Source organism: Rhizobium sp. WSM409, from assembly GCF_057653825.1.
The window spans coordinates 47,707-60,671 of sequence record NZ_JBYGKP010000006.1 but is presented as its reverse complement, the minus strand read 5'-3'; the positions used below and the strand labels follow the sequence as shown (position 1 = coordinate 60,671).

Sequence of the window (12,965 nt, the reverse complement as noted above, 5' to 3'; positions counted from 1 at the left end):
GAGAGATAAGGCCGGAGCGACATGCGGTTCACATCACCCCGATAAATCGATCGGGCCCAACCGATTCACAAATGTCGTTGGACGCCGCCGCCTGGTCTTTGCGATTCTGCCGGCATGACAGTTCAGCCCTATCGTCTCTACATCGAACGCATCGATCCATCGAAGAACATGGCCCGCTTTTATGCGCTGTCGATCGAGCCGAACCTCTTCGGCGAGACCTCGCTGGTGCGCAGCTGGGGACGCATCGGCAGCCGCGGGCAGCAGAAGATCCATGTCTTCGACAGCGAGGCAAAAGCCGTCGATCTCCTGCTCAGCCTTTTGCGCAGGAAGCGATCGCGGGGCTATCGGGTCCTGCAGTGATCGGCATCCGCGTCTCGCATGCCTGATTGAAGGAAGAGACAGTTGAGTGAAGAAGAGACGGCCTACGCCGCCTCCTCCTCGTCGAGCCCCGGCTGCAAGGAATGCAGATAGTCGACGGCGCGCTGCGCATGGGCTGCCGCCGAGAAGATGGCACGCTTGTCGTTGGCCAGAACCTTCAGCCAGCTATCGAGATAGCGTGCGTGGTCGGGGCGTGGTTCGAGCTCGGGAACGATGCCGAGATCGGCGCAGAGAAACGCGCTGCCGAGTTCGGCAATGAGCTCTTCGCGGGCGCGTTCGCTCCGGTCTTTCGCGTAGCGGCTAAGATCGCGATCCAGCCGTCGCGGTGCGGCGGTCCAGTGCGTCATCTCGTGACTGAGGATGGCGACATAGGCGGCATCGTCCCTAAAGGCATCCAGGCATGGCATCTGGATGTAATCACGCTGAGCGGCATAATAGGCAGCCGATCCTCCGTGGCGGATCAGCGCGCCGGTATTGGCAAAGAAGCGGCCGGCATCGCCGATGCGGCTCATCGGATCCTGGTGAGGTGCAGTGTCGTCAAAGCGACCCTCGAGACCGGCGATCTGATCGGTGTTGAACACCGTGTAGGCCTTGAGGAATGGAACATCCTGTTCGATCTCGCTGCCCGTGTCTGTCGTCTCGGTGCGGACGAACGAACTGGCAAAGACCACGGTCGTGCCGGTTTCGCCCTTGCGAACGGCGCCACCGAGTTCGATGGCCTGGCGAAACGTCATCCAGCGTGATGAGGCAAAGCCGCGGGCGATGGCTTGCGACCAGAGCAGCAGGACGTTGATCCCGGAATAGGGTTGGCCGTTGTGGCGCAGTGGCCGGCTGACCTCAGCTGTCGCATGTCCCGTCGTCCAGGGTTTGGTCCATGGCCGCACGCCCCGTTCGAGATCGGCGATGATCGTGTTGGTGATGCGGCTGTGGATATCGGATCGTTGATTGGATTGTTGCCTGCTCATGTTGGAACCTCCGTTTCGAGGTCGCGGCCATCGCGACCTGCTACGGCGGTCCGAAAGCCGGGCTGCAAGCGCTGCCTGCACCCCGCGGGGCCGCAACGCAGTGGAGGACGGCAAAGCCGTTGCCGGCGGCGCGAGCCTGGCAGGACCAAAAGCCGGGGCAGGACGCGATGGTCGAAGTCTAGGTGGGGGGGTTAGACGCAGGCATACGTGGCAGATCCGCGAGGGGATCACATCGCTCGCGTCACAGCTGAGCTGCGGCGAAGATCAGCTGCGGCGAAGATCGTTTACCTGGCCGGCCGTGCCAACGACCTCGCGATATCGACGATGTCATCGCGCGAGGCGGTTGGGTCCTCCTTGTTCCAGGCGACACCGAGCCCGATCCGGAAATCGATGCCTCTGACCGCCTTCAGCTCGAAGGCCCGGTTCGGCAGGCCCTCGGTCCATTCCGGCGCAAAGCCGATGCCAAGGCCGGCCGAGACCAGCGACACCAGTGAATAGGTGTCGTCGCAGCTGTAAGCGATGTTGCGGGTCAGATCGTATTCCTCGAACTTCTCGTTGAAGTACCGCTCTGTATAGGAGAGGTTCTTGCGGTTGAAGGCGATGATCTTCTCCCCGCGCAGATCGTCGATGGCAATCTCGGCCTGCCCGGCCAGTGGGTTCGTCCTCGCCACCGCCAAGAGATAGCGCTCATGGGCGATCGAGGAGAAGCGCAAGGAGCCGATGTTTTCCACCGGCCTGATGAAGCCGAGATTGATCTGGCCGTTTTCCAGGCCGCGGATGATGTCGCCAGTGTTGCCGCTTGATATATGGATGCGGATATCCGGGTACTTGCGAGCGATCTTTGCCAGAAACGCCGGCAGCACGCCGGTGGTCGCCGGATAGACGGTGCCGATCCTGATCTGCCGGATCGTCTTGCCGGCCACCGCCCTGGTGATCTCGGCACTCAGATCGACCTCGCTCAGGATCCCGACGCAGCGCTCGTGGAAGATCTCCCCTGCCCGCGTCAGCTCCACCCGTCTGGTCGAGCGGATGAACAGCGCGCAGCCGAGCTCCCGTTCAAGCGCCTGCACATGATTGGAAAGTGCCGGCTGGGCGATGCGCACCTTGGCGGCCGCCCGGCCGAAATGCAGTTCTTCGGCCACCGCGACGAAGTAGGAGAGCTGGCGTAGTTCCATGGGAGCGTCTCCTCTTGAAGCCCTCCCCTTCACCGCATCATTCGATGATCAACCAGGACAACAATGGTAATATGTAGGATATATCCCATGGATTAACGCAATGCAAGATGGTGGCCATGAGATATGGACACTCGCGCTCGCATAGCTTGGAACCTGCGAAATCTCAGGGTCTCGCGGAAAGTCACACAGGAGAACCTCGCTGTGGACGCGCAGGTGGACCGAACCGTTATCAGCGATTTGGAGAGAGGCAAGCACAATGCCTCCATTGATCTTATGGATCGCCTTGCAATCGCGCTCTCGATTGACATTTCGGAGTTTTTCTCTGAACCGTTACCGTCCGAGAGCAAGCCAGAACCAATGAAGGCGGGGCGAAAGCCAAAGGCTTGATCATCCGTGCAGGAAACGCCTTGGCTCCGATCTGATCTGAGGAATTGTCACAATGTCAGGCGGCAGGTTCTTTCGCGCTCCAATCGCTATCGGAAATCGCAGTGCAAATGAGCACTCTGATTGGTCTGTGCTGTCCGCTAAGGTGTTTAAGCTCGACCCTGCTGGGAATAGAACCAAACAGTAAGCTCAGTCTCAGCGGCGTAAGCAGATTTATGGAACTCATTCGTGGGTGCGGTTTCGATCACGTTCGCGGACAAGACCCAGTTCTTTTTCCGCCTCCCATCGTCTTTCGGTTGCGAGCGCAGCTTCCCAGCCCCCTATGCCGGCGCTTCCTTTGGTTCAGGTCCGGCTGCAATTCTCATCCAGGGAGGCCGATTTGACTACCTTCGTCTGGGCGTTCCGTGTTCCTCGCTTCGAAAATGCCTGTCAAATGGCCCTGCCACTCGCGCTCAAAGCCTACTTTCCACTTCATCAACGGTTTTTTGTACCGTCGCTGCCATAGAGTATGTGGCGTATTTCTCGGAGAATGCCTGCGCAGCGTCAGAGAAACTCATTTCGGACAGCAGGATTGAGACGGTTTCTGAAATTGCGGCCGGCGACGCGTCGACAGGAAGCATTAAACCAGCCCCTAGCCGCACGACCTGCAAGCTCATCAAATATTGCTCTGCATTTTGCGGGCACAACAGCAATGGGCGGCCGGCGAGCAGTGCGTCATGAACGGTACCGGTGCCATATGTCACGACGAGGTCACAAAGGGGTAGAATAGACCAAATATCCACCGTCTCTCGTTGCAATAGCAGATTCGGGGTTTGTCGTTCTGTAATGTCGGCGGGAGCAAGATCCGGCATCACGCAAAACACCTCGGCCGGGGTGGCTGCCAGTCCTGACAGAATAGCCGCGATGTTTGGAACAGTGTTACGCAGATAGGCAAAAACTCGTTTGCGAACTCCCGTTGGCCACTCCCGCCGGCGACCGGGCAGCCGCGCAATCGGACCGATGTAGTTAAGGCCGGGGCGCGGGCCATAGTGATCCAGTTCCGGAAAGGTTGTCATGAGAACGGAAGCCGACGAAAACAGTTCGGCGACGCTTTCAACTGGACCGCGGCCCCGCTTCTCGAGCGTTTGGCTGATCATTTGACTGGCACACTGCTCTGCCGCCGCTGCCCGACCCTCGGGCGGAGGATCCCATGTTCGGAAAACCTGTGGACTTGCTGGGGGCATTTCAAACCCGATGCAAGTAGCAACCGTCGGAATGTCGGCGCACCGCATCGCTAGCACAGCGGTGGGGGCGTGATTGCAGACAACGACATCTGTTTTGAGGTCCCTCGCCATTCGCTGCCATGCAGCCACTAATGCATTGAGTGAACCGGTTTCGTTGTAGCCGTTTGCAAGGAGAATTTCCGCATAGGTACTGGGAATGATGGTTTGCCGTTGCTGCAGCAGCCGTGGCGCCTGAAAGCACGCAAAGCCTTCGGGCATCAAAATCGCCTGAGCCTGATGGAGATTTCGTGATGCAAAATAGACTTGGTGGCCCCGCGCGCGGAGTGCCAAGGCAACAGGAAGGTCTCGGGCAATGTGGCCGAGGTTGCGGCCAAGCTCCCAGGCAAAGAGAATATTGCTCATACGTCGACCAACCGGTTTAAAATGAAGGAAATTTCCGCAATCTGCAGTGTTATAAACGTAAAACCAGTCGTTGCCCGAGCCGTGATGAAGGGATTGATCAGCAGCTAGACCTATTGAACAACGCGATCGATGTATTTGATGCTCCCCAGCAAACCAATTCCAGGTCTGAGCCTGCGACATGATAGCACAGATGCATGAGAACATCCGGTTACGGTAAGTAGTTAAAATCTAAGATGATTATCCGTTTTCTATTCGGCACTATATTATGAGATTGCGGTTGGCGACCCACTTAAAGCGATCAGCATCGCCACCACGCAAGTCTTGTGTCATGAGCTCCGATTGACACAAGGTAATGTTGCATCGTAGCGTTAGGCAGTCGCAACAGGGTAGCAAAGACAGACACCAGTTGCGGTTGATTTTTATGTTCCGTCGCCTCAAGCGCGGCGAAAGCTCGTAGTACATTTCCGCAAAGCATCACTCGGGCAAATGACTTGTCCGACGGGGTAATCTAATGCGTAATTGTTCCCCTCCCCGGAACAGAGCCTGCAAGGACATAGACAGACATTCCGACCCAATGTCGAGTATGTCGCTTAACGACCCAGATAGTTCGCATCTCAAAACTTCCGCTGTCGCGCAGCGATCATCCAACCAGTATCAATCTTAGGGCGCACCTACGTGAGTATAGTCATGCCGGGAGGGCTGTTTGCGCTTTATCCGCTCAGTGTATTGCGCGGTTTCGTCCATGCGTTTTTAGTTCCAAATGGGCGCCTCAAACGCGGAAAGTTGGTCGTGCCTCAGGCACTTTTGTCGTTGCCAACGGCGCACGCGTCCATTCGTGGAGTGTTCTGCACCTCGTTCAGATGCCCCAGTCCACGAGTCGTTATGGGATCTGCTCTTCCGGCGACGCCCGATAGTTTTGCGTTGCCTAACTGGCAAAGAGGCGGACGCTGATGCGAAGGCTTGTCGTTGCGTTCGTCTTGGTGCTGCTTATCGCCGTTTCCTCTCTCTTTGCCTTTATCTGGGCGAGAGACGTCTTTTACGTCGTGGACGCCTACCGTTATCGGCTCACCGTCAACTATGTGGTCGATGGTAAGCCCTTGTCGGCCAGCGGCGTCGTGCAGGAGACTATCCACAAGCCGCCATGCATTTTGTTGGAACAGACATGTGGGCGCGTGTCGATAAAGGGCGACGCCATTCCCGTGCTGTTTACGAACGGGAAAATGGCATTTGTGCTTTTGCAGGTCGTTGACGGGCACAGAATTACGACCGGAGAGTATCCCAGCCGCGCTCTGCCCACCGAGTCCTCGACCGGTAAAATGAGCGCACCAATGCACCAGGAATTCAAGGTTAGCGCCGCCTCACTCCCCAACATCGTCTATTTTCCGAACACCAATGACCCTTATTCAATGACAATCGTCGATCCTGAAAGAATCGACGAGGTCGGCGGCCAAGGGGCGAAGTACGTGGATGCTACCATTGCGGTGACCGACGAGCCCGTCACAAGGGTCATCACCAATTATCTTCCCTGGCTTTCCACTTTCAAGTCCCGTCTCGATCCCGCCAAAACGGACTTTTTTCGATACGTGCAAATGCAAAACCTAGTCAGTTATCTAAGGAGAGATGACCTATGACTGATGAGCTGATGAATGCAATTCTTGCGATGAACGCATACGACTTCGGAGCGAATAAAGCTCTGGACGGTACTCAACATACGCACATTGGCGACTGGACGATCACAACCGTCGCCTCGCCTAACGACCACAATTTCAGCGCTGTGGCCTATGTAAATGGCTCGGACTACGAGATATCGTACAGAGGCACGACCGATGTCCTTGGAACTGATGTTTTCAACGGGGACTTCTGGAATGGGTGGACAATTGGTGCCGGCTCTGATGAAGCGGCCGACGTCCAATCGGCGATCTCCTTCTACCAATCCGTATTGCAAACAGTCACCACAAACGGGGGTACAAGTGCGGATATCACCCTTACCGGGCACTCTCTCGGCGGCGGACTCACGGGACTCGTGGGAACGATTTATGGCGTCAAAGGCTATCTTTTCGATAACATGCCATTTGAACTTGCTGCGGAGGCCGCTTACAACGAGACTACTCCAGGGAGCCTGTACAACCCTCAACTCGCGGCCGAGATCTGGGGCACTTCGACGCCGACACCGAATGATGAGTCCAAATTGTCAGCCTACGCCACGGTCGGCGAGGCGCTGACTTTCCTGCGCAATAACGGCGGACAATCCTTGCCGGTAACAGGACTGGATTCAGGGGCCACGGACGAATTGAGCTCCGTGCAACTTCACAGCATGGCGCTGGCGGCGATGCTGGTTTACGCCTCCGACAACAACCTGACGGATTGGTCGATAATCGCGCCCTATTTCATCCCGCAGCTTTGGGATGATGATGTGGCAACCGCGGCCGGTGTCGGAGCATACAAAACAGTCACTGGCGCTGCCTCGACTGCGTTGCAAGAGATGATCGCCTATTCTGCGATCGACGAAGGAACGATGCTCTATGGGGACGTCGCCATCAAAAGCATGTTCGATGATGCTGGAAACCTGTCCGATCTAGTTCCGGCAAACATTGCGGAACTCTCCGCCGACAACAATACCAACGGTTTGATCTATCAGGATCTCTCTCAAATCGCGGTCCAATACGCTGGCCAGCTCGCGGCGGAGAAGTCCACGGACGCAGCACTGGGCCTTGGCGTAATCCATTCGGATTCCAACGTCATCAGCGTCGATCTAACGCCCGGAGAATGGTCGAACGGCCAAACACAAACTCCTGCTGCCCCGGAGATCGTGGGTGCCAGAAACGCTGTCATCGACGCGATCATGAGCGTTGTGGGGACACCTACCCCTCTGGAGTCCAACCAGGACGGTTTCGCCAGCCTGTTCGGCGCCGCTGGAACCGATTTGGTCTCTGGCATAACCGAGATCAAGGCAAGTGCGATGAGCGGCGTGACACTCGATGCTACGGGCTCTGCGCTCACTTACTCCGGCACGGCAGGCGGCGCCCTGCTCATTGGCTCTCCCAATGGAAATACGACGTTTATCGGCGGGGGCGGCACCAATATCATGGTCGGCCAAGCCTCAGACACATTCGATCTTGGCGTCGGTAATAACATAGTCTTGGAAGAGAATGCCGGCACCGCCACTCTCGATTTCTCCGCCGTGTCCGACACCGCCACCTCCCCCAACTGGAATATGGTCGAAGGAACGCTCGACGGTGCAGAGACCTTCGTGTTCAACTCGGCTGATCTCGCCCCGCTGACGATCGTCTACGGAGCGGACGGCAGTGACACCTTCGACTTCGAAGCAGGTGCCGACGACAATATCGGCGTCTATATCTTGCAAATCGACAACATCAACCAAGCGAACTTTCTGGCGTTGGATCCGAGCAAGATCGGCGACTATATCGAGCAAAACTTCGGCTCGAACGAAGATGACGGCTACGGCGGCGGCTTCGATGACAAGATCGTTCTGATCAATCCAACTGCGACCGATATCCTGAAATATAACGGGCAGATCATTTCAGACCCGACACGGTATCTTCAATACACAGATAGCGCACTGGGCGGCGAGTCGACGTTGAACCCCAATATGCAGGGCGGTTCGTACGGAATGGGTGAAAGGAGCGTTGATTCTACCAATAACCTTAAGCTCGTTGGTGATGCCAATACCGCCGGCGGTATCGAGGCATATTACACCGACGCTTGGACTGCGTACTCGAATACGAGCAACAACTATGCGCTCAAATCAGGCAATGTCGGCGTGACGCGCGACTATGCCTATTCCAACGACTATGAAACGCTCGGACCGCAAAACAAGCTCGTGCTCACCGGGTTAACCGCTGACCAGTCGTCATTCAGCTATACCCGTCAAAACTGGGACGGATCGGAAACGGACACCGAAACGAGCTACTACGACTCCGACTCCGGAAGCCTCTCCCTGGTCGGTTTTAATACCGGCGATTTCGGGATCAACTTCGCTAACAATGGTGCCGGGTCGGACTTCCAGGAGAGCGATGAGACCTACGCGGTTTCGGAATGGGCACAGGCGAACGTCGACTCTTTCAACGGCCTTCCGGAAATTACCGGCATCCAGCCGGCGTCGCTCGGATCGAGTCTTGGAACGTCTTCGATCCCGCTGACATCATCGGAGTGGAATGTCGTCGGTGATGATGCCTACACCTCCGAGTACAACCGGCCGTCCCTGACAGCGAATGATTTTATGCGGGCGGCGTAGACGCATCGCAGCGACTAATAACGGCGCTTTGCCAGCGCCGTTTCCCTTCCTCTGGGGCGTGCATTCAGAATGAACGATATTCCATCTGTGCCCCCGACGGCGGTGGGCCCGATTGACAGCGGCTTGGTGGCCCTGTGCGCCGTTGCTGGCTACTACCGCATTGTTGCCGATCCGATCCAACTGGCAAGGGAACTTGTCCTTGAGAATCGTGCGACGGCGAACGCCGACTTGTTGAGAGCCGCCAGACGGGCCGGCATGAAGGCAAGATTGACTGAGGTGAAAAGCGAAAAACGGTTGCGGGCCATCCCGGCGCCGGCAATCGTTAAACTCAAAGACGGCAGGTACGTCCTCTATGGCGGGGTCACGCCGGCCGGCGAGTTTAGGCTAGTGGACCCGGTCACTCGCATTGCCCGCGAAGCACCGTGGGCAGCAGTGGTCGTGGACATCGAGCCTGGCGTCCTCCTTGTGCAGCGTCAGTTTCGCGGTGAAGGCATTGATCCGAAAACCTTCGGCTTCAGCTGGTTTCTGCCGTCGATCTGGCGTTACCGCAAACCTCTGGCGAATGTCCTGCTGGCATCCCTGTTTGTGCAACTGTTCGCGCTGGTTACGCCGCTCTTCTTTCAGGCCATAGTGGACAAAGTGGTCGTTCACAAAGGCTATTCGACCCTCGCAGTGCTCGTCGGCGGCCTGGCCGTACTGGGCATTTTTGACGTCAGCCTCCAATATCTGCGCAGCTACGCGCTGTCGCACACCACAAACCGGATTGACGTTGAACTTGGCCGCCGATTGTTTGCCCATCTCCTGAGGCTGCCCCTTGGCTATTTCGAGACGCGGTCAGCAGGTCAGATGGTCGCCCGTGTCCGTGAGCTTGAAACCATTCGCTCGTTCCTCACCGGCCAGGCATTGTTTTCGGCCATCGACCTTTTCTTTGCGCTTATCTTCATCGCGGTTCTCGTCGCCTATTCATGGCAATTGACGCTGATCGTCATAGGCTCCATCCCGCTTTACCTCCTGATCACGGTTCTGATCCGCCCGGCTTTGCGCAACAAGATCAAGGAAAAATTCAACAGAGGCGCTGAAAGCCAGCAGTTTCTCGTAGAATCGATCGTCGGCGTCCAGACGTTGAAGGCCGCCGCCGTCGAGCCAGCGATGCAGGCGCAATGGGAGGAGAAGCTGGCCGCTTATGTCAAAACCTCGTTCGACGCGACAATGTTTTCTGCCGGGGGGCAAAACGCGATTCAGTATGTGAACAAGCTTGTGACCGCTGGCATTTTGTTCTTTGGCGCCAGATCGGTGATGGATGGCAGCCTTACGGTGGGAGGTCTGATCGCATTCAACATGATTTCGGGACAGGTCATGCAGCCGGTTCTGCGACTATCTCAGCTCTGGCAGGACTTTCAGCAGGTGCAAGTTTCGGTCGAGCGGCTCGGAGACATTCTGAACACAGCCACCGAGCGAGCGCCTTCGGCATCTATCGGAAGTCTTCCACCTCCCAAAGGCGCGATCGAATTCCGGAACGTTCACTTCCGTTATCGACCGGGGGCAGCTGAGGTTCTGAAATCGATCTCACTCTCGATCCGGCCCGGAGAGGTCATTGGCATTGTCGGACCGTCGGGATCAGGCAAGTCGACTCTCACCAAGCTGATCCAACGTCTTTACTTGCCAGAGGAAGGCCAAATTCTCGTCGACCGCGCCGACATAGCCCAGGTCGATCCTGCATGGCTCCGCCGGAACATCGGCGTCGTTCTACAGGAAAACCTGCTGTTTAACCGCAGCATCCACGAGAACATCGCTTTAGCCAATCCCACGACCTCTCGCGCCGTGGTGATGCAGGTCGCGCACCTTGCCGGCGCCGACGAGTTCATCGACAAACTGCCCAATGGGTACGATACGATTATTGAAGAACGTGGTGCCAACCTCTCCGGCGGGCAGCGCCAGCGACTGGCGATCGCGCGTGCATTGGCAACAAACCCGCCGATCCTGATCTTCGACGAGGCGACCAGCGCGCTCGACTACGAGAGTGAACGCGTCATCCATCGCAATATGAAAAACATCGTCCAAGGCAGGACCGTGATTATCATCGCTCACCGGCTTGCCGCGGTGCGTCCGTGTAACCGGATCGTCAGCATGGCCGACGGGCGGATCGTCGAGATCGGTTCCCACGACGAACTCTTGCGTCAACCAGGGGGCCTATACGCCCATCTTTGGGCGCTTCAAACGGACCAATTGCGAGAGGAACGCGCGTGAACGAAAACGTTCCGCCCGCTATGGTCAAACGCGCCAGACGTCTGGCAGTTGAGCGCCGTCGCTCTGATAACGAGTTTCTTCCAGCAGCGCTGGAGATTGTTGAAACGCCCGCATCTCCAACGCAGATGGCGCTCATCATCATCATCTGCCTGCTGGCGACAGCCGTATTGGCATGGAGTTATATCGGGCGCATTGACATATTCGCGATTGCGACCGGAAAGATCCGACCGGCGAGCCAGGTCAAGGTTATTCAACCCCTTGAGACCGGACGGGTACGAGCGTTCAATGTTACGAACGGCACGCATGTCCACGCAGGCGACGTCCTGCTGGAACTAGATCCTACCGAGGCAACGGCTGATGCAAATGAACTCTCAACCGGCTTAATCTCTTATCGAGCGGAAACTCTCCGACGCAACGCGGTAATTGAAGTCGTTGAGCAACGTGTAGGTGGCAAGGCAGTTATCCGCTGGCCTGACGATATCCCGGGTGACATCCGCAGTCGCGAGAACAGAGTGCTGGAACACGATCTCGGCAATCTTGGCGCACAACTTCAAAGTCTTGATGCTCAAAGGGCTGAAAAGCTTGCTGAGCGAGAAAAGCTGGAGGACACCACCCGAGCCGAAGCCGAACTGATTGCGACGCTGCAGCAGCGGGTGGATCTCAGGAACACCCTCATTGCCAATAGTACCGGAACAAAATCGACTTTGATCGACGCACTTCAGAGTCTTCAGGATGAGCAGGCGACATTCGCATCGGATCATGGGCAAATGGAGCAGACCATCGCAGCCCTTGGTACTATCGAGGCCGATAAGCAACGAACGCGAGAGGCCTTTGTCAGTGATAACGCCCAGAAGCTTGCAGATGCCGAGCGGCAGGCAGACCAGTATGCACAGCGGCTTGTGAAGGCAAGGGCTGCAATGGAGCACATGACTCTTGTGAGCCCGATCGACGGTGTCGTGCAAGCTTTGTCGGTGACCACCATTGGGCAGGTCGTAACGACCGGCCAGCAGGTTATGCGTATCGTCCCTGACGACGCGAAACTCGAAATCGAGGCCTACGCGGAGAACAAGGATATCGGCTTTCTCAGTGAAGGCCAGGAAGCCATCATAAAGGTCGAGTCTTTTCCCTTCACACGTTACGGAACGCTGAGCGGAACCGTTAAACGCGTCGCCCGGGACTCTATCCCGAGCTCCGACGCACAGCTGACCGAAAACGATCCGACACAACTCGCGAAATCAAATACCAACATGACTTCAATGGGACAGACCCAAAATCTCGTCTATCCCGTCATTATCACGCCCTCGAAGGTCAGCATTGAGGCCGAGGGCCACGATGTTGCTTTATCTGCGGGAATGACAGTGACCGTTGAAATCAAAACCGGCTCCCGGAGGTTACTCGAATACGTCTTTGCGCCGCTTGTCGAAGTGGAATCCGAGGCCATGCGCGAGCGCTAACCGCGCGTTTTGCGACGTGGGGCTGCCCAGCCCGCCAACGCTTCCGGCGTTATCCAAAGAGTCAAACTGCCACGGCGGCGAAGGCCCGCTGCTGATCGAGCCGCTATCGCTCGACGAGGCCTATCTCGTTGTGACGGAAAACCTGAAGGGCATGGCAGTCGCCACCGAGATCGCCCTGGAGATCCGCGCAAAGATCAAGCAGGTCACCGACCTCAACGCCTCAGCGGGCATTTCCTACAACAAGTTCCTGGCGAAGATGGCCAGCGACCTGAACAAGCCCAATGGCCAGGCTGTCATCACGCCGAAAAATGGGCCAGGCTTTGTCGAAACTCTGCCCGTCAAGAAATTCCACGGCGTCGGGCCGGCGACGGCCGAGCGCATGCGCAAATACGGGATCGAAACCGGGCTCGACCTGAAATCGAAGTCGCTCGCCTTCCTCCAGGAGCATTTCGGAAAGTCCGGCCCGTATTTTTATGGCCTCG

Annotated in this window: 9 protein-coding genes and 2 pseudogenes; 7 read left to right on the top strand and 4 right to left on the bottom strand. The window is 57.0% G+C overall.

Annotation, left to right across the window (positions count from 1 at the left end; genetic code table 11):
* The first annotated feature begins 114 nt into the window (after positions 1–114).
* The gene (locus AC25BC_RS34645) at positions 115–360 is read left to right on the top strand and encodes a WGR domain-containing protein (RefSeq protein ID WP_017996418.1); all 246 of its coding nucleotides are present in this window, start codon (positions 115–117) and stop codon (positions 358–360) included.
* 62 nt (positions 361–422) lie between these two features.
* On the opposite strand, the gene AC25BC_RS34640 is transcribed toward AC25BC_RS34645, so the two are convergent.
* Both AC25BC_RS34640 and AC25BC_RS34635 read right to left on the bottom strand, forming a co-directional pair.
* Positions 423–1,343, bottom strand: coding sequence for an ArdC family protein (locus AC25BC_RS34640; protein WP_128438864.1), 921 nt, complete (start codon positions 1,341–1,343; stop codon positions 423–425).
* A 284-nt stretch (positions 1,344–1,627) separates the two neighbouring features.
* A complete protein-coding gene (locus tag AC25BC_RS34635) occupies positions 1,628–2,518 on the bottom strand; it encodes a LysR family transcriptional regulator (RefSeq protein ID WP_128438865.1) in 891 nt (296 codons plus the stop codon).
* Positions 2,519–2,641: 123 nt separating this feature from the next.
* Between AC25BC_RS34635 and AC25BC_RS34630 the strand changes: the two genes are divergently transcribed.
* Positions 2,642–2,905: a helix-turn-helix domain-containing protein gene (locus AC25BC_RS34630; protein ID WP_003562110.1), complete on the top strand. Its 264-nt coding sequence runs from the start codon at positions 2,642–2,644 to the stop codon at positions 2,903–2,905.
* A gap of 449 nt (positions 2,906–3,354) precedes the next feature.
* Here the strand turns inward: AC25BC_RS34630 and AC25BC_RS34625 are convergent, their stop codons facing one another.
* The gene (locus AC25BC_RS34625; protein ID WP_128438866.1) at positions 3,355–4,527 is read right to left on the bottom strand and encodes a glycosyltransferase; all 1,173 of its coding nucleotides are present in this window, start codon (positions 4,525–4,527) and stop codon (positions 3,355–3,357) included.
* A 950-nt stretch (positions 4,528–5,477) separates the two neighbouring features.
* On the opposite strand from AC25BC_RS34625, the gene AC25BC_RS34620 reads away from it, so the two are divergent.
* From AC25BC_RS34620 to AC25BC_RS34605, 4 genes are all read left to right on the top strand, one after another.
* The gene (locus tag AC25BC_RS34620) at positions 5,478–6,158 is read left to right on the top strand and encodes a hypothetical protein (protein ID WP_128438867.1); all 681 of its coding nucleotides are present in this window, start codon (positions 5,478–5,480) and stop codon (positions 6,156–6,158) included.
* Complete coding sequence (locus AC25BC_RS34615; RefSeq protein WP_128438868.1) at positions 6,155–8,782, top strand: Tle-like phospholipase domain-containing protein; 2,628 nt, start codon at positions 6,155–6,157, stop codon at positions 8,780–8,782. The genes AC25BC_RS34620 and AC25BC_RS34615 overlap by 4 nt, the downstream gene beginning before the upstream one ends.
* Positions 8,783–8,851: 69 nt before the next feature.
* Complete coding sequence (locus AC25BC_RS34610) at positions 8,852–11,029, top strand: peptidase domain-containing ABC transporter (RefSeq protein ID WP_128438869.1); 2,178 nt, start codon at positions 8,852–8,854, stop codon at positions 11,027–11,029.
* Entirely contained in the window at positions 11,026–12,483 is a 1,458-nt protein-coding gene (locus AC25BC_RS34605) for an HlyD family type I secretion periplasmic adaptor subunit (RefSeq protein ID WP_245459813.1), read from the top strand. Before AC25BC_RS34610 ends, AC25BC_RS34605 begins: the two co-directional genes overlap by 4 nt.
* Here the strand turns inward: AC25BC_RS34605 and AC25BC_RS34600 are convergent.
* Positions 12,483–12,590, bottom strand: a pseudogene (locus AC25BC_RS34600) (IS5/IS1182 family transposase); the annotation flags it as partial. The gene AC25BC_RS34605 and the pseudogene AC25BC_RS34600 overlap by 1 nt on opposite strands.
* Between AC25BC_RS34600 and AC25BC_RS34595 the strand changes: the two are divergent.
* A pseudogene (locus tag AC25BC_RS34595) lies at positions 12,569–12,964 on the top strand (Y-family DNA polymerase); the annotation flags it as partial. The pseudogenes AC25BC_RS34600 and AC25BC_RS34595 overlap by 22 nt on opposite strands.
* Position 12,965 lies beyond the last annotated feature (1 nt).